This window comes from Methylocystis sp. H4A (assembly GCF_015709545.1).
Lineage (GTDB): Bacteria > Pseudomonadota > Alphaproteobacteria > Rhizobiales > Beijerinckiaceae > Methylocystis > Methylocystis silviterrae.
In genome coordinates this window covers 36029-60959 of record NZ_JADNQY010000021.1, presented here as the reverse complement: position 1 = coordinate 60959, position 24931 = coordinate 36029, and the positions used below count along the sequence as shown (strand labels likewise).

Annotated in this window: 28 protein-coding genes and 2 tRNA genes; 12 read left to right on the top strand and 18 right to left on the bottom strand. The window is 62.0% G+C overall.

Features of this window, described 5'->3' with window-relative positions; translation table 11 throughout:
• Positions 1-30: 30 nt before the first annotated feature.
• The 3 genes from IYW40_RS07195 to IYW40_RS07185 are packed head-to-tail and all read left to right on the top strand — an operon-like array spanning position 31 to position 4297.
• Positions 31-696 (top strand): hypothetical protein, encoded by a 666-nt coding sequence (locus IYW40_RS07195; RefSeq protein WP_196400022.1) that lies wholly within the window; start codon positions 31-33, stop codon positions 694-696.
• On the top strand, positions 693-1394 hold the full coding sequence (locus IYW40_RS07190; protein WP_196400021.1) for an HK97 family phage prohead protease: 702 nt from the start codon (positions 693-695) through the stop codon (positions 1392-1394). Before IYW40_RS07195 ends, IYW40_RS07190 begins: the two co-directional genes overlap by 4 nt.
• A gap of 2 nt (positions 1395-1396) precedes the next feature.
• Positions 1397-4297 carry a phage tail protein gene (locus IYW40_RS07185; RefSeq protein WP_196400020.1) on the top strand — a complete coding sequence of 967 codons (2901 nt, stop codon included), beginning with the start codon at positions 1397-1399 and terminating at the stop codon, positions 4295-4297.
• A 154-nt stretch (positions 4298-4451) separates the two neighbouring features.
• Here IYW40_RS07185 and IYW40_RS07180 read toward each other — a convergent pair whose 3' ends face one another.
• The 4 genes from IYW40_RS07180 to IYW40_RS07165 all read right to left on the bottom strand — a co-directional run bounded on the left by IYW40_RS07180 (position 4452) and on the right by IYW40_RS07165 (position 7032).
• Positions 4452-4853, bottom strand: a complete 402-nt coding sequence (locus IYW40_RS07180) for a hypothetical protein (RefSeq protein WP_196400019.1) — start codon at positions 4851-4853, stop codon at positions 4452-4454.
• A gap of 40 nt (positions 4854-4893) precedes the next feature.
• Positions 4894-5118 (bottom strand): hypothetical protein, encoded by a 225-nt coding sequence (locus IYW40_RS07175; RefSeq protein ID WP_196400018.1) that lies wholly within the window; start codon positions 5116-5118, stop codon positions 4894-4896.
• A 202-nt stretch (positions 5119-5320) separates the two neighbouring features.
• Positions 5321-5806, bottom strand: a complete 486-nt coding sequence (locus IYW40_RS07170; RefSeq protein WP_196400017.1) for a DUF4411 family protein — start codon at positions 5804-5806, stop codon at positions 5321-5323.
• Positions 5803-7032 carry an XRE family transcriptional regulator gene (locus tag IYW40_RS07165; protein WP_196400016.1) on the bottom strand — a complete coding sequence of 410 codons (1230 nt, stop codon included), beginning with the start codon at positions 7030-7032 and terminating at the stop codon, positions 5803-5805. The genes IYW40_RS07170 and IYW40_RS07165 overlap by 4 nt, the downstream gene beginning before the upstream one ends.
• A 195-nt stretch (positions 7033-7227) precedes the next feature.
• Between IYW40_RS07165 and IYW40_RS07160 the strand changes: the two genes are divergently transcribed.
• Complete coding sequence (locus IYW40_RS07160; protein ID WP_246720699.1) at positions 7228-7395, top strand: SOS response-associated peptidase; 168 nt, start codon at positions 7228-7230, stop codon at positions 7393-7395.
• A gap of 11 nt (positions 7396-7406) precedes the next feature.
• Here the strand turns inward: IYW40_RS07160 and IYW40_RS07155 are convergent, their stop codons facing one another.
• Entirely contained in the window at positions 7407-7556 is a 150-nt protein-coding gene (locus IYW40_RS07155; protein ID WP_196400015.1) for a hypothetical protein, read from the bottom strand.
• 38 nt (positions 7557-7594) lie between these two features.
• Between IYW40_RS07155 and IYW40_RS07150 the strand changes: the two genes are divergently transcribed.
• From IYW40_RS07150 to IYW40_RS07140, 3 genes are all read left to right on the top strand, one after another.
• Complete coding sequence (locus IYW40_RS07150; protein ID WP_196400014.1) at positions 7595-7822, top strand: hypothetical protein; 228 nt, start codon at positions 7595-7597, stop codon at positions 7820-7822.
• Between the two features lie 745 nt (positions 7823-8567).
• Positions 8568-8792, top strand: a complete 225-nt coding sequence (locus tag IYW40_RS07145; protein ID WP_196400013.1) for a hypothetical protein — start codon at positions 8568-8570, stop codon at positions 8790-8792.
• Positions 8793-9243: 451 nt separating this feature from the next.
• Positions 9244-10380, top strand: a complete 1137-nt coding sequence (locus IYW40_RS07140) for a DUF4238 domain-containing protein (protein WP_196400012.1) — start codon at positions 9244-9246, stop codon at positions 10378-10380.
• A gap of 201 nt (positions 10381-10581) precedes the next feature.
• Here the strand turns inward: IYW40_RS07140 and IYW40_RS07135 are convergent.
• The 5 genes from IYW40_RS07135 to IYW40_RS07115 all read right to left on the bottom strand — a co-directional run bounded on the left by IYW40_RS07135 (position 10582) and on the right by IYW40_RS07115 (position 12829).
• Positions 10582-10657 (bottom strand) — tRNA-Thr (locus tag IYW40_RS07135).
• A gap of 78 nt (positions 10658-10735) precedes the next feature.
• Entirely contained in the window at positions 10736-11548 is an 813-nt protein-coding gene (locus tag IYW40_RS07130) for an RNA methyltransferase (RefSeq protein WP_196400011.1), read from the bottom strand.
• Positions 11545-12411 (bottom strand): 4-(cytidine 5'-diphospho)-2-C-methyl-D-erythritol kinase, encoded by an 867-nt coding sequence (locus tag IYW40_RS07125; RefSeq protein ID WP_196400010.1) that lies wholly within the window; start codon positions 12409-12411, stop codon positions 11545-11547. Before IYW40_RS07125 ends, IYW40_RS07130 begins: the two co-directional genes overlap by 4 nt.
• Before the next feature lie 46 nt (positions 12412-12457).
• Positions 12458-12532 (bottom strand) — tRNA-Gly (locus tag IYW40_RS07120).
• Positions 12533-12664: 132 nt separating this feature from the next.
• Positions 12665-12829, bottom strand: a complete 165-nt coding sequence (locus IYW40_RS07115) for a hypothetical protein (RefSeq protein ID WP_196400009.1) — start codon at positions 12827-12829, stop codon at positions 12665-12667.
• 313 nt (positions 12830-13142) lie between these two features.
• Here IYW40_RS07115 and IYW40_RS07110 point away from each other — a divergent pair, with 313 nt between their 5' ends.
• A complete protein-coding gene (locus tag IYW40_RS07110; protein ID WP_196400008.1) occupies positions 13143-13691 on the top strand; it encodes a cupin domain-containing protein in 549 nt (182 codons plus the stop codon).
• 3 nt (positions 13692-13694) lie between these two features.
• On the opposite strand, the gene IYW40_RS07105 is transcribed toward IYW40_RS07110, so the two are convergent.
• Together IYW40_RS07105 and ubiG are read right to left on the bottom strand one after the other, a co-directional pair.
• Entirely contained in the window at positions 13695-14342 is a 648-nt protein-coding gene (locus tag IYW40_RS07105) for an invasion associated locus B family protein (protein ID WP_196400007.1), read from the bottom strand.
• Between the two features lie 75 nt (positions 14343-14417).
• Complete coding sequence (gene ubiG / locus IYW40_RS07100) at positions 14418-15188, bottom strand: bifunctional 2-polyprenyl-6-hydroxyphenol methylase/3-demethylubiquinol 3-O-methyltransferase UbiG (RefSeq protein ID WP_196400006.1); 771 nt, start codon at positions 15186-15188, stop codon at positions 14418-14420.
• Positions 15189-15385: 197 nt separating this feature from the next.
• On the opposite strand from ubiG, the gene IYW40_RS07095 reads away from it, so the two are divergent.
• The 3 genes from IYW40_RS07095 (at position 15386) to IYW40_RS07085 (ending at position 17639) form a co-directional block, all read left to right on the top strand.
• Positions 15386-16618 (top strand): aspartate kinase, encoded by a 1233-nt coding sequence (locus tag IYW40_RS07095; protein ID WP_196400005.1) that lies wholly within the window; start codon positions 15386-15388, stop codon positions 16616-16618.
• Between the two features lie 80 nt (positions 16619-16698).
• Positions 16699-17130 carry a hypothetical protein gene (locus IYW40_RS07090; RefSeq protein WP_196400004.1) on the top strand — a complete coding sequence of 144 codons (432 nt, stop codon included), beginning with the start codon at positions 16699-16701 and terminating at the stop codon, positions 17128-17130.
• Between the two features lie 131 nt (positions 17131-17261).
• Positions 17262-17639 (top strand): DUF2267 domain-containing protein, encoded by a 378-nt coding sequence (locus tag IYW40_RS07085; protein ID WP_196400003.1) that lies wholly within the window; start codon positions 17262-17264, stop codon positions 17637-17639.
• 3 nt (positions 17640-17642) lie between these two features.
• On the opposite strand, the gene murJ is transcribed toward IYW40_RS07085, so the two are convergent.
• The 3 genes from murJ to IYW40_RS07070 all read right to left on the bottom strand — a co-directional run bounded on the left by murJ (position 17643) and on the right by IYW40_RS07070 (position 20675).
• On the bottom strand, positions 17643-19172 hold the full coding sequence (gene murJ / locus IYW40_RS07080) for a murein biosynthesis integral membrane protein MurJ (protein WP_196400002.1): 1530 nt from the start codon (positions 19170-19172) through the stop codon (positions 17643-17645).
• A gap of 41 nt (positions 19173-19213) precedes the next feature.
• Complete coding sequence (locus IYW40_RS07075; RefSeq protein ID WP_196400001.1) at positions 19214-19630, bottom strand: hypothetical protein; 417 nt, start codon at positions 19628-19630, stop codon at positions 19214-19216.
• An 82-nt stretch (positions 19631-19712) separates the two neighbouring features.
• The gene (locus IYW40_RS07070) at positions 19713-20675 is read right to left on the bottom strand and encodes a glycosyltransferase family 2 protein (protein ID WP_196400000.1); all 963 of its coding nucleotides are present in this window, start codon (positions 20673-20675) and stop codon (positions 19713-19715) included.
• A gap of 91 nt (positions 20676-20766) precedes the next feature.
• Between IYW40_RS07070 and IYW40_RS07065 the strand changes: the two genes are divergently transcribed.
• On the top strand, positions 20767-21648 hold the full coding sequence (locus IYW40_RS07065) for a ChbG/HpnK family deacetylase (RefSeq protein ID WP_196399999.1): 882 nt from the start codon (positions 20767-20769) through the stop codon (positions 21646-21648).
• Here the strand turns inward: IYW40_RS07065 and IYW40_RS07060 are convergent.
• From IYW40_RS07060 to IYW40_RS07050, 3 genes are all read right to left on the bottom strand, one after another.
• Positions 21642-22352 carry a class I SAM-dependent methyltransferase gene (locus IYW40_RS07060; protein WP_246720698.1) on the bottom strand — a complete coding sequence of 237 codons (711 nt, stop codon included), beginning with the start codon at positions 22350-22352 and terminating at the stop codon, positions 21642-21644. The two genes, IYW40_RS07065 and IYW40_RS07060, sit on opposite strands and share 7 nt — an antisense overlap.
• Positions 22353-22538: 186 nt before the next feature.
• The gene (nadC, locus tag IYW40_RS07055; RefSeq protein WP_196399997.1) at positions 22539-23390 is read right to left on the bottom strand and encodes a carboxylating nicotinate-nucleotide diphosphorylase; all 852 of its coding nucleotides are present in this window, start codon (positions 23388-23390) and stop codon (positions 22539-22541) included.
• On the bottom strand, positions 23387-24931 hold the full coding sequence (locus tag IYW40_RS07050) for an L-aspartate oxidase (RefSeq protein WP_196399996.1): 1545 nt from the start codon (positions 24929-24931) through the stop codon (positions 23387-23389). The genes nadC and IYW40_RS07050 overlap by 4 nt, the downstream gene beginning before the upstream one ends.

Below are 24931 nucleotides of genomic sequence, written 5' to 3'. Positions count from 1 at the left end.
ATCATGTTGGTGGCGCTGAGGAAGGAAAGAATGGCGAAGACCGAAATGGCCACGAATACGACCATCGCCGAGATGGTGTCCCTTGACCGCGCGAGCGATGAATTTGCTCAGGTGCGGGCGCGCCGCGACGATCTATCGCTCCAAGCGGTTTCGATCGAGCAAGAAACCGTCGAACTCGCTCGCGAACTGCGCCGTCTCTCCCTTAGCGAAGAGACCCGGCATAATCCGATCGATCGCGCGGCTGAGGCGCGCGTGTCGGATCTCATTGGAGACGTCGTTCCCAGCGCCGTGAAGAGCGCCGCGAAGAGTGACGATTTCCTGCTGAAGCGAGAGGCGCTCAACGCTAAGCAACGCGACTTGGACGATCTGAAACGGGCAATAGACGCCCTGGACGCGCGGCTTCGCGTACTTCACGGCCATGCGTCGGCGGTTGTGTGCGAGAAGGTCGCGCCGCTGGTACGCGAGCGGATCGCTGCCGTCGCCCGATCCTTGATTGCTGCCAGCGCGGCGCAGCAAGCGTATGACGAGCTCGCCGACGTGCTCAATAGCGAGAACGTTTGGTGGAGCCAACTCGCGCATCCGCCAGTATTTCTCGATAGCCCGCGCGATCGGTACGGCCGCGTTGCCCACTATCTTCGCGCGGCTGTCGAGAAGGGCGCAATCGGCGCCGAGGAAATTCCGGAGGCGCTGCGATGAGCAGATTCGCCGTCAATATGGAGTTCAAATTTGTTCGTGAGGCTGATCGGTTTGACCTTCGTGATGTGGGCGTCTCTGCGCCGGCGCTTCAGGGCTACGCCTGTCTCTGGAACAAGGTCCATTGGTATGCCCGATTACGGCGTTGGGAAGCGTTCGCGCCCGGCGCTTTCGCAGCTTCGCTGATGAGCGGTAAGGCGATCTCGGCCTATACTGAACACGAAGAAATCGGCTTGTTCGCCACTACAGCCGACCGGCTTGAGCTCATACAAGATCAATGGGGCCTTGCCTTTCGGGTCCAACTTCGCAAAGGCGACGACCATCAAGAACACCTTGCTCGTAAAGTCGCAGTTCGTGAGTGGTCCGAGATGTCTGTAGGCTACCGAACCGTTCGCGAGCACACTGCCACAATCGGGGGAAAGACGCTCCATATCCTCGACGAGTGCGACCTGAGCGAGATCTCTATTTGCAAGCGTGGCGCTGTCCCCGGAACGTCGTGCAGGCTGATCGATGCACGCCACCGAAAAACTCTTCGGGAAGACTTGCGAGGCGGCAATCTTTTGAAGGGCGCCGTGACAGCGAATGCGGCGCGTAAAGCGGCGTGCGACCAGGCATTCGAGAACGTGAAAGCATCGACGGAGTTCATGTACGACCGGCTTGGCGCAATCGTCGCCGACGCGCGCGCTGCTGGTCTAATGTGATTATGCGTAGGCTCACAGCAACCGGCGCGCGCATCATCGCGCAGCCCTATCTCGACGGCGGCCGGCGCCTCGATCTGGTAGCGCCCTACGGCGCGACGATTGACGCGTGCGTCGAGCAGGCGTTGCCGGGCCTGCCCGCCGAGCTGCGGCCTACATACGCCCGCGTCTATATGAACGGTGAGCTTGTCGACCCGTGCTTCTGGAAACGCGTGCGCCTGACGCCGCGCAACGACAATCTTCCGGTTCTGTTTATCCACGTCGTCCCGGGCAATAAGGGAGCTCTACGGGCGGCGCTGTCGATCGCGGTCGGCGTCGCCGCTCTGGCGGTCGGGCAGGTCTGGGCGGCGCCGCTTGTCGCGGGCGCTTATGGCGCCGCGGCCGGCGCGATTGCCGGGGGTATCGCGACCGGCACGGTGCTGCTCGCCGGCACGTTTCTGATCAACTCGCTTGTGCCGCTGCGCCAGGACCAAGCGCAGGGAGCGGGCATCGCGCAGAGTCCGACGTATTCGATCCAGGGTTTTCGCAACGTCGCCAATCCCGACGGCGTCGTGCCGTGCGTCCTGGGCAAGGTTCGCTTCGCACCGCCCTATGCGGCGCTGCCTTACACGGAAGTCGCAGGCGGCGAGACCTACATCCGTGCGCTGTTCTTGGTCGGCTATGGGCCGGTCGAAATCCGCAACATCAAACTCGGCGACACGCCGATCGAAAGATTCAAGGAAGTCGATGTCGAGGTCCGCGAGGGGCTACCCGGCGACCTTCCCGTCACACTCTATCCGACGCAGGTCTTGGAAGAGCGCCTGTCGATCGATCTCAACCAAGCATATGTCAGCACCTACGGCTCGCACACCCGTTTCACCGCGTCCGACGCCGACGAAGCCTCGATCGACATCAGCTTCCCGAACGGCCTGTTTTGGATGCACACGGTCACGGTCGGGTCGACGACCACGACATACCCGTTGCCGCTCGGCGTCGCGATCAGGATTCGCATGCGGCTCAACGGCGCCGGCGCGTGGACGCATGTGATTGACTGGTCGATCGGCGCCTTCACGCAGAAGCCGCTCAGCACATCCTATCGATGGGCGTTGCCGGCGCGCGGTCGTTACGAGATCGAGGTGACGCGCCTCACCGGCGACATCGACGATTTGAACGCCTGGCAGCAAAATGACCAATACGTATCGGTCTCGCTCTGGTCCGCGATCCGCAGTTTTAGGCCGGAATATCCGCTAAACTTCAACCAACCTCTGGCGTTGATCGCCGTTCGCGCGCGCGGCTCAAAACAGTTGAACGGCGTCATCGACAATCTCAACTGCGAAGCGTCTCGGGTCTGTCTCGATTGGGATGGCGCGAATTGGGTCGAGCAAGAAACGCAAAACCCAGCGTCGCTGCTGCGTTATGCGAAGCAAGGCCCGATGCTTGCTTATCCGCTTACGGATGACGAGATCGACCTCGCTGGGCTTGCCGACTTCCACGAATACTGCACGGCCAAAGGGCTCACTTACAACCGCGTCCACGACTTTGAACAATCGGTATTCGACGCCTGGAGCGACATCGCAGCGGCCGGGCGGGCGTCCCCGCGCGACGATGGCGAGCAATGGGGCGTTGTCATTGATCGCGCCCAGACCATCCCCATGCAGCACGTCACCGCGCGCAATTCCTGGGGCTTCTCAGGCTCGCGCGATTATGTGCGCTTTCCCGACGCGTTCCGCGTCAAATTCTATGACGAGTCGAACTCCGGAAAACTTGCCGAGCGCGTCGTGCCGTGGGTCGGCGTCGAAGACTATTTCGACTACGGGCTTATCACAGACGCGGCCACAGGCAGTTTTGATTTCGGCTTGATCACGGCGACGCCGAATAATAGCGGGAACCCTACGGGGGTGACGGACTGGGGAGGCTTGTTTATCACAGCGCCGACGGTGACGGAGAGCATAGAGCTTCCCGGAGTTACAGACGCGACTAAGGTTTACCGGGAAGCGCGGCGCAGAATGCGCGAATTGATCTATCGCCGCGACGTCTATTTCGCCACGATGGATTTTGAGGGCGCGAGCGCGCGGCGCGGCGATCTCATTCTGTTCAGCCATGATGTGCTTAAACGCACAAACGTTTCGGCGCGTGTCAGGGCCGTGTCGGGAACGGCGGTGACGCTCGACGATATCGTCACCATGGAAACGGGCAAGACTTATGCGATCCGCTTTCGCAAACTGCCTTCTTCCGAAGGCGATGATCTCAGCATCTTGCGCAGCGTGACGACGGTTGCAGGCGAGTCGAGCACGGTTTTCGTCACCGGGTCGGGCGTGCTCCCGAACGTCGGCGATCTCGCGATGTTCGGCGAGACCGACAGCGTCACCAAAGAAATGATCGTTCGCGAGGTCGAGGGCGCGGAGGATCTGTCGCGTCGCTTCACGCTTGTCGATCATGCGCCGGAAATAGAATCGGTCACGGACTTTGAACTCATCCCGACGTGGAACGGCCGCGTCGGCGATGGGCAGACGCCGGGCGCCCCGGCGACGCCGATCTTCTTCGATATCTTGTCGTCTGTCGATCCCGACACCGATGTCGCAACGATCGTAGTTCAACTCACGCCTGGCACCGGCGGAAGCGTCATTACCGTCTATGAGCTTGACCATCGTCTATCGGGCGCTGGCGCATGGACAAACGAAGTCAGCGGAAGCGGCAACATTTCGCTGACGGGCTACGATTATTTGCAAGTTGTCGAACTTCGCGCCCGCGCGATTGGGCCGGGCGGGGTTTCGGCTGACACAGCGACCATCACTCACATCGTTGCGCTCGGATCGAGTGGAGAATTCGATTGGGGGCTCATCACCGCTGCGGAAGATATTTCGCTTGATCTCGGGCTCATTACTGCCGCAGCGACGCAAAACGCCGATTGGGGATATGCTGGATGACAACTAGAGTTCAACGCCGGCGCGGCACGGCGACAGCCGGCGGCCATGCCGCGCCGAAACTTTCTCCGATGCGCGCAACTCTCAATACGAACTGGATGGTTGGGTCTGATGGTTGCTATTGTCTCGAAGAATCAAGGGGGGCCGTTTGACGCATTTAGCTCGCCTCTCCGCCTCGGCCGGACGGTATATGCCCCAAACTTTGGAGAATGCCCTTACATATCTCCGCGAGCTTCCCTTGAGGAAGGCTCAGAAAAATCGCTTCGTCTCGTGTTTGACCTACGACAACCCGGAGAATATCGCGTCCTTCATTTGGCCGAGCCTCAAATTCCAAACGATTAAGATTAAACACAGGCATTTCAATAGCGCTGCTATTATGCCTTTCCATTCGAGCTTCGCCGAGCAGCTGCATCAATATAACCACAATGCGCGGTATTTCCTCGGCTGGAAGTAAAATATTGACATCTCCATCATCTGCTAAAGCGTGCAGAAGAACTTGTTCGCCTCCTTTTACTACAGCGCCGCGGTCAATCGTCCTAAATCCGGCCGTGATTGTCATTTCGCGCTCCTGGGAATCAAGAAGTCCGGCAATCTGCTTTCTAACCGATCATGTAATCAAGCACAGTTTCAACGCCCTTGACGAAAGCGACACATTCTTCGTGGGATTGGACGATACCTTTATATCGCCCATAAAGGGTGACGTGTCTGCCAACGGCTTTTTCAAAGCGAACTTCGCCGACCACGTCAGCAATATCCTCGTCAATGATTTCGAGCGTTAAGCCATCCATCGCGCTCAGATGGTCCTTCGGAACAACCAGTCTCATCGGAGTGCCCTCGGCGGAACTACAAATGGGAAGTTAGGTTGGTTGACTCAATTATGAGATCACCGGGGGGCATCCGGGAGAGCATGCCGCTGACGCCCGGGATACTTGGACTTGGGGCCTTCGAATGTTCCTGCGCGACATCCCGGCGAGTGGGTATCGCACGCCTTTCGCTACGCTAATTGCGGAGATGATCGATCGCGTATTAGGGGATTCGGAAGTCCCGTTCTCGATAAAGAGTAAAGTCCGGGATCCAGCGCACGCCCATAATACTACAAGCGTCGGGAAGTTTGCGACGGCCACGAGTCTGGGTCATTTTCGACACTTCCTTTGTCACAACTGTCCACCCCGGTTCTCGCATTGCGTACGCGACAAGGAATGGGTCTCGGCCGGCTTCTTCGAGCTCGGTATCCGTGAGGTCTGGCGCATACGCCTCGTCAAGCACGCGATTGAATAGACGGTCGTCAACTTCGGCATCCAAGACTAACGCGTCGCGAATATCGCGACGTCCTATCCATTCCGCAAGGGCGTCACTGCCGGACGCAACTTCGTCGTGAATTTCGAAAGGCATTTTGATCCGACCATCGCTCGCCTCGGCGAGAAGCCACATCCAGAATCGTGGCAATCGATCCAAAGGATAGTACTCCGCATTTGCGCGGATCAACACGTTGGCGTCGAGCAGATATGTCAATTTCTACTACCGTGCGAGGCCAGCAGCGGCTCAACTGCGGCTGGCTTCACACCGAGCATTTTGGCTGCTTTTGTGTGCGTCAATTCATTCGCGCGAAGAGTTCTCCTAACGAGTCCAATGAGTGCGTTTCCAAGACGATGCTTGCGCACAACATAATAGGATGGGCCGTTATTCCCATCCTCTCGCGCTCTCACGCGGTTGTGTTCGCGAAACCTCTGCCACCGGGCAGAATAGATCCTCGTAAGCTCCGAATACGCGTGTCTCGTTATCGAGCGCATCTGCCATAAGCGGTATGCCACCATTGCTTCGCTGACTTTCCATTGGTCAGCTAGTGCTGCGATCAATTCCATTGCTTCCGCGATGTCGTCAATCAAAGCAATATCCGGTATCACACTGCGGGGCAGGAGAAACTCGCCGGCGACGTCGTTGCAGAAGCGCTCAATTCGATCGTGCGGCGTTCTTGCTATCGCGACAGACGGCGCAGCGCTGATACCCGTCGTTCCCACGACGATATGCGCAAGTTCGTGAATGAGTGTAAAAGATCGCGCTGCCTTTGCGTCCTGATCATTGATCACAATGAATGGAGCAAGATCGTCAGCGATTGCAAAACCACGAAACACATGCTCGCTGATGTTCGTATGATGCGTTCCAAGGTTTCCGGCCAGGAGAACAAAAACTCTCGCCTCTTCTGTCCTAGCGCGTAGTTCGGTGAAGAGGTCATCGGGAGTGTTCTTCCCCCGCCGTATCCCCCGATCGTCGTCGACTCGCAAAATCATTCGAATTCGCCGAACAACAGCGGGCACGCCGTCAGCAACGCGCATAGACCCTACAAAATCGAGTCGACGCGCATCCTCATCATCTTCAAGAATCGAGCGAGCCATATCTTGGCGAGCACGAATATCGCGCAGTAAGGCATCTAAAAGCGCGGCGTCCTGCCGTGGCACCGGCCCGGACAGCGAGCGGAAATCCTCCCCCCTCTCGGCGGCAACGGGTCGTGTGGACATGTAAAATGCGGTTAGGGGCCGGCGATACACCGACGCGATTTTAAGAAGCTGGACTCTCGTCGGCTTCTCTTCACCGCGTTCAAGCGCCTCCAGCTTTTCTGCAGCAGTAGCTCTGGAAGAATTGGAAAATCCGATACGCTCGGCGGCATCCTCGATCGAAAGCCCAGCGGTCTTGCGAGCCCACTGCAGGATTTCAGAGTTTATATTTAAGGCGCGGGCCATTGAGAAACGCTCACCAAATGATCGTAGCTTACACGTTAGCCGTGGACGGGTCATCCAACCCGACGACGATAAACGAACACCGGTGAAGTAAGGGGATCCGCATTCGGTCTGCTAAGTTCCCACCTAGGTGCGGACGTTTCACGCAGCATCTATTCTGGGAAGAGCTCGATCATCGTGAGGCCCGCGAACGATTGGATGGCGCGCTTTCATGATCGCATGCCGGTCATTCTCGACTGGAGCGACGTGGGCGCACGGATGGCTGGGGATGATCCAGGCGTGCTGTTGCGTTCACCGCTTGAGGACGGGCTGCAGGAGTGGATCGTCTCTCGCCTCGGGAGGAACCGCTCGCGAGAGTTAGCCTAGCGCGCATTCGTCTATCCGCCGCGCCAAAGCGCATAAGCGAATGCGACCAGAAAGATCACGAACAGCGCTAGGCTCGGCCAGTCGTAGCGCTCGCGAAGCGGCAGCTTGCGCCACTCGCGTTCCGCGTCACGGTCCCGGTTTTCCTGCCCACGCCAGCCCATGAGCGTTCTTTAGGCTAGTTCCTAGAGCTCCGGAAGAGATGACGTCCGTGCCCTACACTTTGCCGCTGCGCATCCGAAGGACCAGCGAGTCCTTCGCCGTCGAGGACGCAAACGGCGTCGCGCTTGCCTATGTTTATTTCGAGGACGATCCGGGCCGGCGCGGCCTGGTCAATCGGCTGTCCGGCGGTGACGCCAAGGTCGTCGCCCAGACAATCGCGCGGGCGCTGACGGCCGAGGCCTCTCGTGTCGCAAAGGCGAGAAACTAAAATTTTACGGAAGCGGCAGCACGATCAATGCGGGGCTTGGCGAGCGCCCGAAATGGCAAAATATTAGGCGGAGCGCTTTGAGGAACAGGAAACGCCCCGCCGGTACATCCACGGTCGGGGCGTCTCGCGCCGGCGCTGGGGAAGCCGGCTTGCCCGCAGGCTAGACCATTGATTCCATAAGCGCAACCGACGCTTAACCTATTCAGGGGCGGGGGGTCGAAAGTCTAGGACTTTAGGCCCGCTGCACCGGACGGGGTGTCACGCAGAGAATTTTTAGGCCCCACGCGCGATGAAATCAATCAAACGGGCGATGAAATCAATCAAATCGGGAAATCAAACATCTCGTAAGCGACTGTAAATAAACAAAGAACAGTCGCGACTACCGTTTGAAAAATCACTTCGGGCGCCCCTTTGAATTCACTTCGGGCGATCAGAAATCAATCAATCAAATCTGGACGGAAAGAACTATTAAATTCAATGGCATATGGCGCCCGAAGTTAATTCAAAACTTGGGGCGAAAACTTCGGGCGCGCGCCAGGGAAATCAATCAATCAATTCGGGCGCCCGAAGTGATTTTTCCGGGGCGAAACGAGAAAGTATAGGATTCGTCGCTTTTGTAGTAATACAAAGACTACGTTCGGCCGACTCCAGATTCCTCTTGCCAAGAACATTTTACAGCGTAGCATTCATGGGCCGCTCGGCGGCGAATTATCGCGCTAACCTTTATAATTGGATCGGAGTCACCATGGGCATGATTGAAAACGGCGGGCGCCTCGCAATGGAGGAGCACCTCGACAGCGCCGTTCATACGGCGCGTACCCTTTGGCTGGCGTGCTGTGCGCCGGACCTTTTCAGGACGGAAGAGGACGCCGCGGCGTTCCGGGCCATGGCGCTCAATATCGAGGACGCCGCGTCTGCTGCCCGCAACATCTTCGAGAACCCCGGCGCCGGGGAGCTGCGAGCACGATAGGCTGGCACGCTAGGCGCGCCCGGCCAGCCGTAGACGCCGGCGATAACGACGGAAGCGCGCCATCAGGCTTCGGGCGCGCCGGCGTGGGTAACCCGCCCCCGTCGTCCGCTTGGCTTCACCTAGAGAGACGCCGCGACGCCATCGGCCGGACGCGGTATGAAGCCATCCGCATGTATGTCGTCGAAGCCGGTCGGCGAGTGAGGCCGCCAAGACTTTAACCGCCGAGATCACCTGGGCGTTGCCCCACGTTTCATCGCGGTCTGTGCCGAGATCGCGAGCAGCCCAGCTAATGCGTCCCTCGGGCCACCTTCGCTATCGCGCCCTCGTCGAGAGAGCTTCTGGTCTCCGCCAGCTGCGCGTAAGGTCGCCGCGGAGCGCGGTCACGACAGCACCCCGCGACTGAGGGTATCCTTCCCTCGTCTTCTTCGACGAAAGCCCGAAGCCGACGTGAATGTCCGCGAATAAGAACCAGCACTACGTCCCAAAGGCACACATGCGCCCGTTCTGCCCGAGAAACGGAGAAGCTATCAATCTCTATAACATCTCGGGCGACCGGCTCGTCGGGGGCGCGTCGATCAAAGGCCAGTGTTCACGGAACTTTTTCTACGGCAAGGACGGTGAATTGGAGCGGCTGCTTCAGAGCTGGGAGGGCAACTACGCAACGGCGGTCTCTAAGGCCATGGCCGACCCTGCTTTGGTAGATGAGAAGGAACTGTCGGACATCCGGGACTTCGCCGTTCTGCAAACCCTTCGCACGTTCGGTTGCATCGAGAAGAACATGAAGATGTTCGACCAGCTTGAAGGGGACATCAAGTTAGCGGGAAAGGGGAAGAAGCTTCCGGCGGGCATGGAGCCGATTACCTTAGAGGCGGCGATGCGTATGGCAATCGCTGCGTTCCCGAAGGCGGCGAAAAGCGTTTCTGATCTCGACGCTTGCATCGTAGTGAACGAGACGGCGCACGAGTTCATAACGTCAGACGACCCGGCGATCCATAGCAACAGGTTTCATTTCCAGAGGCTCCAAAGGGACGGGTTCGGATTGGGCAGTGCCGGGGCGATGCTCTTTCTGCCACTGGCACCGAAACTGTATTTCATGGCGTTCGACAAGGGCGTCTATCGCGTGCCGGAGCGGCGAGGGAACTTGGTTACGGTTCGGAGCGCCGACGAAGTGGCTTCCTTCAACGAGCTTCAGCATCTGCATGCCCGCGAGAACCTCTACTACTCAGGCGCCGCGACCGGGGAGGGTCTACCGGCGGAGTTTAAGAAGTTCGCGGGCCGCCGTCCTGCCGAATGGCACGTATTGAGGTATCTTGAGAAGATCGGCGAATCCACTCATGGCGAGCATTTCATAAGCGCGGAGAGCCTGGCTTTGGAGCCGGGACGTGAATTCATATCAATGTTCCATCAGGTCCATGTTCGCCCGAACCGGTGGCCGGACCTGCTAAAGTATCGCTTACGCCCCAAGTTCGTGGAAACGGGAACTGGAGCCGGATGCATCCGCCCGACTTCTCCAGCGTTCCCCGAATGGAAGATCCGACAGACCATCCTTGCTCGGAAACGACTTTTCGGGAAGCCGGTCCATCTCTAACGGGAGCGCGACATATAGCGCTGCTTGATTGGTCGCAACTGAGCGAACGAGATGGAGACGCTGAGCAGGGGCCGCAATAGATTTGGACAATAGGCGCGAAGCGGAATAGGCGCGGCGCGGCTCGCGCTGCTCTGGTGGCGACATCGTGGCGATTTAGCCTCTTTGCTGCCTAGCACTATGCATCTAACTATTTGATTTTATTGGTGCCGGTTGCAGGATTCGAACCCGCGACCTACTGATTACAAATCAGTTGCTCTACCAGCTGAGCTAAACCGGCCCGTGGCGTCATCGAGGCGCATCGCGCGACTTCTCTATGCGTCCAAGCCGGCGGAGAGGTCAATCCCACGCAGGGCGCTCACCCGAGCCGAGTCGCCACCACGCTCAACGCCGCGGCGCAGGCGTTCGACACATTGAGGCTCTTGATCGGCCCGGGAAGATCGAGCCGCGCCACGGCGTCGCAGCGTTCGCGCGTGAGGCGCCGCAATCCCTTGTCCTCGGCGCCGAGCGCGAGCACCAGCGGCCTGGACAGCGTAATGGTCGAGAGCGATTCGGCGCCGTCCGAATCCAGTCCGACGCGCGCATAGCCGCGCGCGGCGAGGTCGTCGAGCGCACGCGCGAGATTGACGACGGAGACGATCGTCACGAACTCCAGCGCGCCCGAGGCCGCTTTGGCGAGAACGCCGGAAAACTCCGGACTATGCCGTTCCGTGACAATCACCGCGTCGACGTTAAAGGCGCAGGCCGTGCGCAGGATCGCGCCGACATTATGCGGATCGGTGATCTGGTCGAGCGCGAGCACGACGCCGCTGACGCTGACGATGTCGGAAATGTCCGCTTCCGGCAGCGGCCGCGCTTCGAGCAGCACCCCCTGATGCACGGCCTCTGGACCGAGCCGCCGTTCGAGATCGCGCGAGTCGACGAGGCGCGGCTCGAGTCCCGCCGCCAGCGCGAGCTCGTTGATGCGCGGGAGCGCGGTTTCGGTCGCGTAAAGCGTCAGCAGCTTGCGCTTGCGCGCGGTCAGCGCGGCGCGCACCGGATGAGCGCCATAAAGCGTGACGAGGTCGTGTGAGGCGGAACGGAACGGGCTGCGCGTCTCGGACTGAGCGACGGTCGCGCGGCGACCCCGCTCATGCCCGCTGCGGTCCTTGGGCGGCGGCCGACGGGTCATCTCAGCACGGCCGTCTTGACCCACCATCCCGGATGCTGGGCGCGAATGACGCTGGCGGCGCGCACAGCCTCGCGCCGCGTCGAAAACAGCGCGAAGCACGTCGCGCCCGAGCCGGACATCCGCGCGAGCCTGCAGCCGCGGGCGCCGCGTAACATGGCGAGCGCGTCGACGATCACGGGCGCCTGCAGACAGGCGGCGTCTTCGAGGTCGTTGCGCCCCCTCGCCAACGCCGCAAGGAGTTCGTCCGCGCTTGGCCGGGCGGCGATGTCGGAATGAGCGGCGCCTTCGCGCATCGCGCCCGGTCGCAGTCCGAGCGCGGCGAAGACGGGTGCCGTTGCGACCGGCGCCCCGGGGTTGAGCAGCACGGCCGGCAGGAGCGGAAGGCGAATCGGTTCGCCAAGAGTCTCTCCGGCGCCGCGCATCATGCGCGCGCGCGGGTCGAGGCAGACCGGCACGTCCGAGCCAACGGCGCGCGCGACCTCGATGATGCGCGGGTCGTCCGGCGCGAGATGATTCGCCTTGGCCAAAAGGCGCAGCGCCGCGGCGGCGTCCGACGAGCCGCCGCCAATGCCAGCTGCGACAGGCAGGCGCTTCTCGAGTCGAAACCGGCCGAGCCGCAGGCCCCTTATCTCTTCGGCGAGCCGTCGTGCGGCGCGCAGCACGAGATTGTCGTCGCCGGCGCCTGCGGCGGAGGAGGTGGGGCCCGAAATATCGAGCGACAGCGCGTCGCCCGGCGTGAGGGACAATGTGTCTCCCGCGCCGGAAAAGGCCACGAGGCTTTCGAGCGCGTGGTAGCCGTCTTCCCGACGGCCGAGCACGTGAAGCGTAAGATTGATTTTCGCGGGGGCGCGCGTCGACAGCATCTGACCCCGGTCTCCGCAAGTGGGGGCAATTCGCGGAGCGTTGAATTGGAGCGGGCGAAGGGATTCGAACCCTCGACCCCAACCTTGGCAAGGTTGTGCTCTACCCCTGAGCTACACCCGCATCCGTCGCGCCGGCAAAGCAAGTCGCCGAACCGTCGCGGCGTCGTTATGCCGGAAACAAATTTGCTTTGCAACTGGCGCGACGCGCCTGCGTCGACGCTCCGGAAGGGACGGCTCCCGGAGCGTCGCGACGTCACTCGATCATGCGCGCCGTGTTGCCGGTGCTTCCGGTGATGTTCGCGCTGTCAGGCGAGATCCAATGCGGAACCCAGGTAAGAGCGACGATGACGAAAGCGGTGAAGCCGATCAGATACACGAGGATCTTGCCGACTTCGCCGTCGTGAACATTAACGGCCATTTGCCTCTCCCATTTGTGTTGTTCGGCTTTCGCCGGAAGGACAGGGACGGCGACGGATGATGCAGCGATGAAAACCGCCGCCGTCCACCAGGACAGCTACAGGGGGACTGCCATGGCTGGGCGTAGTCTGCGGAAATGGTCCATAGAAACAAGGACCACAGACAGTATTTCTGTTGGTCAAATACTTGGTATCATGAGATTTATACTTGGTGGACCCAGGCGTCGCCCGATGGGTCGGAAGGCCTGCCGTTTGGCCTGCCCACGTGTTATCGAATTCTCCGCCGTCGCCATTGGCTCAAACTGAAGGTCCGCCATGTCCGAAGCTCTGAGCTATGAAGACATTGTCGATCTGCTCGCGCTGGAGCCCAACGCGACATGCGGCTTTGTCCGCATCACCTATACGAGCAAGCTGTCCTTCGGCGCGAACGCCTTGCCGCCGCCCTTCGCGCGCAGCGGGCCCGTGGGTTCAGCGCTCTACTTTCTGGTGACGCCGCACGCGCCGGTTCGGCTGCACCGAATCCGTAACGATCAGCTCTATCACTATTATTTGGGTGATCCGCTGGAGCTGTTCATGCTGCATGCCGACGGCTCAACCGAGCGCGTGGTGGTTGGACCGGATCTGCGCGCCGGCCAGAGCGTTCAGCTGCTTATTCCCGGCGACACTTTTCACACGGCGCGGCTTTTGGGCGGCGGACGCTGGTTTTTCGGCGCCAGCACCGAATGGCCGGGCGTCACGCCGCAGGACGTCGAAATCGGCGATCTCGATCAACTGGCGTCGAAATATCCTGGCGTGGCGACCGAGATCCGTTCAATCGCGGCGTCGGTCAAGAACGGTTCGATAACGGCCGTCCGGCCGCGGTAGGATCTACTTGCACTCCTGCACGGCGCGGGCGAGCGCGTCTGACAATCCCTTGAGCGAATAGCTGTCGGTGGTGCTTGTCCCTTTCGACGAAGCGGCCTTGACGATGAGCTTGGCGCCGCCGCGCATCGCGCCGACGAATTCGCGCTCCCGCGACTGATCCTTCACCCAGGCGTTCGTTCCCTTGGTGATCAGTTCGTAACTGTCGCCGTCGATGTCGGCGATCGCGGCGGAGCCGTCCTTGGTCGGATAGCCCAGATTGATCGCGACCTCGTTGTGGATATTTTCCGCCGGCCGCGTCGAGATAAAAATGTAGGCGGAGGCGTCCTTGAGCTTCGCTTTCGGCGTCCGCTCCTTGGGCTGTCCGAGCGCATAGCAGGTCCTGCTGCGCCCGCTCTGGGCGGCGTAGGCGCCCCATTCCCCATAGCTGCCGAGCTGCTCCGGCTTGTCCGAGCCTTTGTCGGCCGGCTTCTCGGCTTTGTCGTTTTTGGCCGGCTTTCGCTTGTTGGCTTTGGCGCTTGCGTCCTCGGCCGGGGCGTCTTCGGCGCCCGGCTTGGGCTTCGCTTCGGCAGCGTTGAAAGCGAAGGCGATCGCCAGTCCGATGGCGGCGACAGCGACGAGAAGACGGGACGGCGTGCGAGAATCTCTAAGCATAGGCTCAGATTTTACCGGCGACGGCGGGCGCGAACAAGAGCTTCAGCGCGTTCTCGCTCCTCGCCCGGCCCGAGCCTAGCCTTCTTTTCGAGCCGCCATCAGATAATTGACGTCCGTATCGTGGCTTTTTCGCCAGCTTCTGGTCAGCGGCTGGAAGCTCATCCCGACGCGATCGATTTCCCGCATGCCGCCCTGACGCACCCATGACGAGAGTTCGTCCGGGCGGATGAATTTGTCATGGTTATGGGTGCCTTTCGGCACCCAGCCGAGCACATATTCGGCGGCGACGATGGCCAGCAGATAGCTTTTCGTCGTCCGGTCGATCGTCGCCAGAAAGAGCAGCCCGCCGGGCTTCAGCAGTCGCCCCAGCATGGCGACGAACTCGCGGGGCCCTTCCACATGCTCGATGACTTCGAGCGCCGCCACCGCGTCGAACTGCTCGCTGGCCGCGGCGAGGTCTTCGGCGGTGATATTGCGATAATCGATGTCCAGCCCGGACGTTTCGGCGTGCCGTTTCGCGATGGCGATGTTGTTGGTCGCAGGGTCGACCCCGGTCACATGAGCGCCGAGCTGAGCCAGCGACTCGCTCAATATGCCGCCGCCGCAGCCGATATCGGCGATGCGCACGCCCTCCAGCGGTCGATCTCCCGGCGCGTTCAGCGCGCTGGCGTCATGTCGGATGAGCCGGCGCACGTGATCGCGGATATAGGCGACTCGAATGGGATTGATGTCGTGGAGAATTCCCATCTTGCCGGTCTTGTCCCACCAGAGCTCGGCCAAGCGGTTGAAACGCGCGACGTCGTCGGGGTCGACGCTGGCGGAATGAGGAGAGGACTGATGCGGCAAAAGAAACCTCGCGAAGATGCGGAGAATTATGCGAAAGCTCCTCATCCCTGAGGAGCGCGCGAAGCGCGCGTCTCGAAGGACGAGGAACTTGCGCATGATTCCCTTGGCGGAGCGCTGCCGTTGACAGGTCCGCCGACGCGGACACATATAGCGCCGCTTCCCGCGGGACGCGAGCGTCTCGCCCATTTTCGGTCTTCATGTCACGCCTGGTTATGAAATTCGGCGGCACCTCGGTCGCCACTGTCGAACGCATCCACAATGTCGCGCGTCATGTGAAGCGCGAGGTGGATGCTGGGCGTGAGGTCGCTGTGGTGGTCTCGGCGATGGCCGGCAAGACCAATGAGCTGGTCGCCTGGTGCAAGGAGGCGGCGCCGCTTTGCGACCAGCGCGAATATGACGCCGTCGTCGCCTCGGGAGAGCAGGTGACGGCCGGCCTCCTCGCGATGGCGTTGCAGAAGGCGGGGGTGCCCGCGCGCTCCTGGCTCGGCTGGCAGGCGCCGATCTACACCAATTCCACGCATGGCGCGGCGCGGATCGAATCGATCGACGGCTCGGGCATCATCGAAGGCTTTAACCGCGGCGAAGTCGCCGTCATCGCGGGCTTTCAGGGCGTGCATCGTGAAACCGGGCGGATCACGACCCTCGGACGTGGCGGCTCGGATACAAGCGCCGTCGCCATCGCGGCGGCGATCAAGGCCAACCGCTGCGACATCTATACGGACGTTGACGGCGTTTACACCACCGATCCGCGCGTCGTGCCGAAGGCGCGGCGCATGGACAAGATCGCCTTTGAAGAGATGCTGGAAATGGCGTCGCTCGGCGCGAAGGTCCTGCAGGTGCGCTCGGTCGAGGTCGCGATGGTGCACGGCGTGCAGACCTATGTGCGCTCGTCCTTCGACGATCCGGCAAATCCGGGGCAGGGGACGCTGATCTGCAACGAGGAGGACATTGTGGAAGCCCAGGTCGTCACAGGCATCGCCTTCTCGCGCGACGAAGCGCAGATCACGCTTCGGGGGGTCGCCGACAAGCCGGGCGTCGCGGCGGCGGTGTTCATGCCCTTGGCCGAGGCGGGAATCAACGTCGACATGATTGTGCAGGTCGTCTCCGAGGAGGGTATGACCGACATGACCTTCACCGTGGGAACCGCTGATTACGAGCGCGCCTTTGCAATCATCGAAAAGGTCAAGGACGCGATCGGCTTCGCGAGCATCACGGGCGAAAAGGACGTCGCCAAGATTTCCGCGATTGGAATCGGCATGCGCAGCCACGCCGGCGTCGCCGCACAGGCGTTTCGCGCCCTGTCACAGAAGGGCGTCAATATCCGCGCCATCACCACGTCGGAGATCAAATTTTCGGTGCTGATCGACGAGGCGTATACCGAACTCGCCGTTCGCACGCTGCACTCGCTCTACGGCCTCGACGCTGCTTAGTCGGCTGTATAGCGACGCTTGAAGGCCAGCGTCGCCGCGACATCTACCGCAGCCACAATGGTTCGCGTGGAGGATGTCCCATGGAAGAGCTTACCAGTAGCGTCGTCTCCGAGACGAAGCTCGATCCGACGGTCGCCAAAGCGGCCCTCGGCCTTGTACTCGGTTTTCTTCGCGATAAGGACACGACCGGCAATATGCAGGTCATGATCGCCAAGATGCCGCGCGCGCAGCAAGACATCGAGGCGGCGCAGTCGGTTCGCGACGGCGGCGTCACACAAGTCATCGAAGGCATGACGAGCTTTATCGGGCACGGCCGCGCCGATGTGAACATTCTTGCCGGACAGCTCGAAAAGCTCGGAATCAGCGAAGCTCAGACCGATGCTTTGGTGCGCGAAGTCGTGAAGCGCGCCGAAAATATCCTTGGCGCCGAGGGCGCCGAGAAGATCAGGAACATTCTGCCGGCCCTGCGTGAGCGTACCGAGTCGCCGACGGATCTACGCAAACGGGCGTAACGGTCGGGCTGACGCGCGTCGCGCGCGTCAGCCATCCGGCGGGCGCATAAGCGCAATCGGAACGCGCTTGATTTTCCTTCCAGTCGCGGCGACAGTCCGGCGTCTTTCGGTTTGCGAAGGGGAGGCCTGCAATGGATGAACTGGTGGCGCGCGTCTCGGCGGCCCTTGGCGTTGACGCAGAGGTCGCCAGGACGGCGGTGGGTCTTGTTTTGGGATTTCTTCAAAAGGAATCGCGTGACGGCGCCGTATCGGAATTACTCGCTCAGCTTCCCGGCGCCCCTGAGGCGATCCAGTCCGCCGAATCCGCGGGCGGCGGCGGGCTTGCGGGGTTGATGGGGGGCATGGGCGGGTTGATGGGCCTTGCCGCCAAGCTGAACGGCGCCGGCATCGATATGGGCCAGATTCCTACACTGGGTCATGAGATTTTCGGCTATGCCGAAGAGAAAGTCGGGCCGGAAAAGCTGCGCGAGATCGTCGATTCGATCCCAGGCATTGCGCAGTTCGTTTGATCCTTATCGTCTGAGGCTTGCGATCGTCACGCCGCTCGCGCGCAGCGCGCCGAGAAGGACGCCTGCATAGACGAGCGCGCCGACGACGACGAGCGCGGTGAGCGCGACGAGATTGGCGAGAGCGCCGAAATGCGCGCCAAGAGCCAAGGCGGATGAACGCCCGAAAATGGCGACAGCGGCGAGAAAGGCGCAGGCGACAAACGTCGCGCCGAGCGTCTTCACGAAAATGCCGTCGAATCGCATTCCTTCCTGAGCGAGCGCGAGTCCGACGAGCGCGGCGAGGTTGATCCACAATCCGACGGACGTCGCCGTCGCGAGCCCGACCGCGCCGAGCGGTCCAAACAGCACGATCTTCAACGCGACATTCGCGGCGAGCGCCGCCAGCGCGATGAGCATCGGCGTTCTTGTGTCGCCGCGCGCCTGAAAACTCGCGCGCGCCGAGGCGATCAGCACCAGCGCCATGAGACCGGCGCCATAGGCCGCGAGCACGTCGCCAGCGGCGTAGGCGTCGGCGGCTGAAAATTTTCCGCGCTGGAAGAGCCCGGCGACGATCAGTTCGGGAATCGTGTCGAAGGCGATGAAAAACGGCGCCGTGGCCGCGACGGTGAGCGCCATGGTTCGGCTCTGCGCGTGAAGGGCGCCCGCCTCATCGCCCGCCGCGAGCCGGCGGCTCATCTCCGGCAGCAGCACAGTGCCGGCGGCGATGCCGATGACGCCGACGGGAAGCTGGTACAGCCGCTCCGCGTAAGAAATCGACGACACGCCGCCGTCGGGAAGCATCGATGAGAGAATTGTGTCGGCGAGCACGGCGATCTGCGGACTGGCCGAGCCGATGATCGCCGGCCCCAGTCGGATGAAGAAATCGCGCACGCGCGACCAATGCGGCCTGCGCAAGCGCTGCAGGACGCCAATGCGCCGCGCCTGCCACATCAACAGCCCAAGCTCCAGAACGCCCGAGACGGTGACGCCCCAACTCGCCGCATAGCCGGCGTTTGGAAAAAGGAAGGCGACGGCGAGCGCCGCCATCACCGTAAGATTCATCAGAACGGGGGCGAAGGCCGGAAGCGCGAAACGCCCATGAGCGTTCAACGCGCCTTGGTGCAAGACAAAGAGCGTGATGAAGAGCAGATAGGGAAAGGTGATGCGCGTCAGATTGACGGCCAGCGCGAATTTTTCCGGACGGTCGTCGAGCCCGGGCGCGATCAGCGAGACGAATTGTGGGGTCAACGCCCAAACGATCGCGAGCAATATGATCTGCGACGCGAGCAGCAGCGTGTAGACTTCGCCGGCGAACTCCTCGGCCGCCGCGTCGCCCTTCTGCTCGATCGCCATCGAATAAGATGGAACGAAAGCCGCGTTGAACGCGCCTTCGCCAAAGATCGCGCGAAAGCTGTTGGGCAGGCGCTGGGCGATGAAGAAGGCGTCCGAGACGGAGCCGGCCCCCATGATCGCCGACTGCATGGCGAGCGAGAGAAAGCCCGTCACGCGCGAGAGCAGGGTGAAGCCGCCGACTGAGAGCAGATTGCGAATCATCGCAATCGTCCTAGCAGGATTTGGTCAAGCCTGCGCTCCCATCAGTGCTGCGGGCAGTGCAGGGAGTATCCGCCAGTGATCGTGGCAAGCTCGTCGCCTTCGCCCCGAGACCAGTGGATGTTGGCGCTGCGTCGGCATTTGTCGGAAATGTCGGCTCGGCGTTCGTATGTGGCGACGTCATTGTCGGCGTCGACCGTGAATCCGTCGTCGCGCAGTTCGACGATGAGATCTTCGACTTCCGTCGAACCCAGGTGAAAGCGTTTGGCGAGCCGCGCCTGGAAGAGCCGCTGGTCGGCCTCGGTTTTCGATTCGGGCAGGCCCTCGAGCAGGGTCGGCAGCGCGGGGGGCGCCACGAAGCGCCACATGCGGACGCCGAATGCGCCGAATAGCGCAATCAAGGCCGCGGCGATGATGATGTTCCTGCCGCGCAGTAGCGAACGGCCCGCATCGGTGCTCATGGATTCACGCCTCGTCCCCTGTGTGCAGTTGCAGCGCGTGACGCATCTGCGAAAGCCCGCCCGCTTTCAGTTTGTCGACGCCCTACTCGCCCGCTTTGCCGTTGGTTGCTTCGTTCTCGCCCAGCTTCTCGGCGACGAGATAGAGCGGCCTTCCCTTTACCTCATTGAAGATGCGGGCGACATACTCGCCGAGCACGCCGAGCGAAATCAGCTGAACGCCGGAGAAGAAGGCGATCGAGACCACCAGAGTGGGAAAGCCCGGCGCATCCACGCCAAAAACCATGGTGCGGGCCCAGTAGTAGCCGGCCATGGCGATCGCGAAGGCGGAGATCGCTAAACCGACATAGGTCCACACCTTGAGCGGAATCGACGAGAACGACATCAGCCCGTCGAGCGCAAATCGCGCAAGCTGAACGAAATTGAATTTTGACGTTCCGCCGGCGCGGCCTTCCACGTCGAAAGGCACGCCGATCGATTTGAAGCCGATCCAGGCGAAGAGGCCCTTATTGAAGCGCGCGCGCTCGCGCATCGTCAGCAGCGCGTCGACCGCCTGCCGGTCGAGAAGGCGGAAGTCGCCGGCGCCCGGCGGCAGGCGCACGTCGCCAAAATTCTCCAGCAAACGGTAAAAAACATGCGTCAACGCCGCGCGCAGCTTGGGATCTGTCGCTCGGTCGATGCGCTCGCCGTAGACGTTCTTGTAGCCTTCTCGCCACTTCTCGATGAATTGCGGGATGACCTCCGGCGGGTGCTGGAGGTCGGCGTCCATGATGACGACCGCGCGGCCGCGCGTGTCGTCGAGCCCGGCGACGATCGCCACCTCCTTGCCGAAGTTGCGGGAAAGCGACAGGGCGCGAAAGCGCGGCTCCTCGGCGCAGAGGTCGCGTAATATCTCTAGACTCTCGTCGCTGGAGCCGTCGTCGACGAAGATCGCTTCATAGGAGACGTCGCATGCGTCAATGGCCGAGGCGAGTCTGGCCGCTAGCGAGCGAAGATTTTGCGCTTCGTTGAAGACGGGGATCACGAGCGATAGATCGGGCCTGTTCATGGCGGCGTTTAAACCAATATTTAAAGGCGGAGCATAGGATTAACAGGCGCAGCATAGGCGAAGTCGCCTGGGCGGCGCAGAGGAGCGGGCGATGGTTGATAACCAGATTGTTGCGGTATGCGCGGACGATTACAGCCTGTCTTATGGGGTTAGCGCCGGCATTTTGGAAGCGCTCGACGCGGGGAGGCTCACTGCGGTTTCGGCTTTGGTGAATGGTCCCCGCTGGCCCGCCATGGGGCTAGAGCTGTCTCGCCGCAGTCGAAACGCGGACGTCGGCCTGCATTTCAATCTCACCCTGGGCCGGCCTCTCACGCCGATGCCGAAGTTCGCGCCCAATGGAGAGTTCCCCCCGCTTGCCAAAGTTGTCCAGATGGCTTTCGGCCGGCGGTTGCCAATGGACGAGATCCGCGCCGAGATCGATCGGCAGTTCGACCGGTTCGAAGCGGTGATGGACCGCCCGCCGGACCATGTCGACGGGCACCAGCACATTCACGTCCTTCCGGGCATCAGGACGGCGCTGCTTGACGCGATGGAGGCGCGAAAGCTCGGCGGCCGGACCTGGGTTCGCGACGCCGGGGATGGCTTACATCGCATTCTTGCGCGCGGCGCTAACGCCCGCAAGGCGCTCTCGGCGCTCTCGCTTGCCAGCGGCTTTCGCCGGGAGGTGCGCCAGCGCGGCTTCGGCGTCAACGACGGCTTCGCGGGATTCTCGGATTTTCACCCGAGCTTTGACTATGCGAGAATCTTTCAAAGCTATCTTCGAGCGCCAGGCCGAAGACATCTCATCATGTGCCATCCAGGCCATGTCGACGAAGAGCTGTGCAAGCTCGATCCGGTGACGATCACGCGTGAGCAGGAACTCGCTTTCCTGCTGTCGACGCGACTGCCGGAGATGCTGGAGAAGCGCGGCCTGCGTTTGGGTCGTCTGTCGCAGGCGGACCGGAACCTAAGCGCCGAAGCGGCGCCTCAGTAGATCCCTTCGAAGGAGATCGGCGCCCGTTTCTTGCCGTCCTCCAAATAGATGTCTTTCAAAAACGACGCGCGTCGGCGGTTGAAGGCCTGCAGCCACCAGCCGTCGCCCAGCGGATCGAAGACCGGAGCGTCGGTTCGGCGGAAGATCGCGGTCGAGCCGATAAACTCCAACTTTTCGAACATGTGATCTTCGCTCAGGAAGTCCGCGAGCCGGCTGATGGTGGGAATATGAATGTCGTCGATGACGAGCAGCCCGTCCGTCTTCAGGTGCGGATAGAAGTAATAATATTCGAGCTCGGGGAACGGAAAGCCGTGCGGACCGTCGATCAGGACGAGGTCGTAGCGATAATGGTCTTCGTGTCGCGGCAGCGTGAGCTGAGTTGGCCCAAAGACAAGGTCGAGGCGGTCCGGACGCGTCGCGGGACAGTTCATGAAATAGTCGACGCTGGACGCTTTCTGCCCGCGATCGTCAAAGCAGAAAACCTTGTGCCGTTCGGCGATGCGCGAAAGAAAGATCGTGGATTTTCCGCAGCCCGTTTCGGCCGAAAAGATCTCGGATCCGGTCAGCAACCGCTCGATGCGCAGTAAGGTGCGCAGGGGCATCGAGCCCGCGCTGTGGGCGAAGCCGAAGGCGCGCTCATAGTCGCCGATTTCGGCGGCAATATTTTTGTCGCGAGTCGCCTGGGCGCGCAGGGGCGAGGGCATTGACGAGAGGGGAGAGCTCCAAAGCCTTCGCCGCACTCGATTGATCAGCTTGCGGGCGAAGAATGAGGGCATGGCTCAGGATGTTTCTCGAGAGTCCGCGGAACGGTTGACGGCTTATAGCAGCGCGCGCCTCGACAAGGAAGCGGTCGGCCGCAGCCAGGTGCTTTAGTCCCGGCGCCGAATACTTCAAACGAATTCAATATCTAAGCCGAAATCGAAGACCGGCGCGGAGTGCGTCAGCGCGCCAACTGAAATAAAGTCGACGCCGGTTTTCGCGATTTCCGTCACGCTGGCGAGCGTGACGCCGCCCGAGGCTTCACAGATCATCCGGCCGCCGACGAGCGCCACGGCGCTGCGCAGATCGTCGAGCGTCATATTGTCGAGCAGCACGGCGTCCGCCCCCTCGTCGAGGACCTCGCGCAGCTGGTCGAGCGTATCGACTTCGACCTCGATTTTGACCAGATGGCCGATATTCCGCTTGGCGGCTCTGAGCGCCGGGATGACGCCGCCAGCGACGGCGACGTGGTTATCCTTGATGAGCACGGCGTCGTCGAGGCCGAAGCGGTGATTGACGCCGCCGCCGCATCGCACGGCGTATTTCTCCAAGGCGCGCAACAAGGGCGTCGTTTTGCGCGTGTCGCAGATTCGCGCGGATGTGCCGGCGACGGCGCTGACGTAGCGCGCCGTGAGCGTGGCGACGCCGGACAGCCGGCCAAGAAAATTGAGCGCAACCCGCTCGGCGGAGAGAATGGGCCGGGCCGGGCCGGAAATGATAGCTGCGAGCGTTCCGGGCTCGATGCGGGCGCCATCGGCCGCCTGCGCTTCGAAGATGATCTCTCGGTCCATCAGCGCGAAGGCGGCGCGCGCCGCCTGAAGTCCGGCGACGACCCCCGAATCGCGCGCGACAATCCCCGCCCGGGCCTGCGCGCTCGGGGGGATCGTCGCCTGCGTCGTGACGTCGCCGGCGCGCCCCAAATCTTCGGCGAGCGCGGCGCGAACCGCCTCCTCGATCAGCATCGGGGGCAAATCGGGAATCATGACTCAACCTCGTCGGCGATGCGCAGGACGGCGTCGAGCGTCGTGAACGAGCGGCGCGCGAGCGCGGGGTCCAGCTGCGGAAAGTCGGAGCGGAAATGCGCGCCGCGGCTCTCGCGTCGTTGGAGCGCGGCCGCCGCGATGAACAGACCCGTCGTCAGCATATTGCGCGCCTCAATATCGCTCGTTCGCGAGATCATGCGCCGTATCGACCTTACCGCGACCGCGAGCCCGGCGCCGTTGCGGATGACGCCCACATTCGCCGACATCAGATCGCGCAGTTCTTCGATGACCGCGAAATCACGATCGCGCGGCACGGGCTCGATGCGCTCCGCCTTCGGGCGCCATTCGACCGGCAAGAGCGGCGTCGCGAGCACGTCCGCAGCGACGCGGGCGCCAAAAACGATCGCCTCGAGAAGAGAATTGGAGGCGAGCCGGTTCGCGCCGTGAACGCCGGTCGAAGCGACTTCGCCGACCGCCCAGAGGCCATCGAGCTTCGTGCGCCCGCGGTCGTCGGTCCAAACTCCCCCCATATGGTAATGCGCCGCCGGCGCGATCGGAATAAGTTCGCGCGAAGGATCGATGCCGGCGCTCATGCAACTTGCGTAAACGGTCGGAAAGCGCGTCGGGAATTCGGCGCCGATGGCCGAACGGGCGTCGAGAAACGCGCCCTTTCCTGCCTTGACGCTGGCGAAAACGCCGCGGGCGACAATGTCGCGCGGCGCAAGCTCCCCATTGGGATCGATGTCGAGCATGAAGCGTCGGCCATCCCGATCCACGATCGTCGCGCCCTCGCCGCGCAGAGCCTCGGTCGCCAGCGGCGCCGGATCGGCGTCAATGTCGATCGCCGTCGGGTGAAATTGAACAAACTCCGCGTCAGCGATCAGCGCGCCCGCCCGCGCCGCCATGGCGACGCCGATGCCGCGCGCCTCCAACGGATTGGTTGTGACCCGGTACAGATGGCCAACTCCGCCCGTCGCGAGGATGAGCGCCGCACAGGGCGTCTCGTGGATCATGCCGGCGTTGTCGCGGGCGCGCACGCCAACCGCGCGACCCCCGCGCACCACGATCTCCTGCGCGGAATAGCCTTCGACGATATGGATCGATGGGGTTCTGGCGACTTCCTTGGCCAGAATATCCATGATCGCCCGCCCGGCGACATCGCCTTGGACACGCACGATGCGCCGACGTGAATGCGCCGCCTCCTGGGATGGGAGAAAGCCGCCGAGCGCCGACCGATCGAAGGGCGTTCCCATCGCCGCGAGGTCTTCGACGCGCGCGCGCGCTTCTTGCGCCATGCCGAGCGCGATGTCGCGTTCGACGAGGCCGCCGCCCGCCGCCACCGTGTCGTCGGCGTGGCTTTCCGGCGTATCGCCTTCTTCGACGGCGGCGGCGATGCCGCCCTGCGCCCAAAAGGACGAGCCGCTGTATCCGACGGGCGTCGGCGCGAAGATCGCCACGGGCGTCGGCGCCAGTTTCAGCGCGCAGAACACGCCTGCGAGCCCGCCGCCGACGATGAGGATGGGAGGCAAATTCTCGCGCAT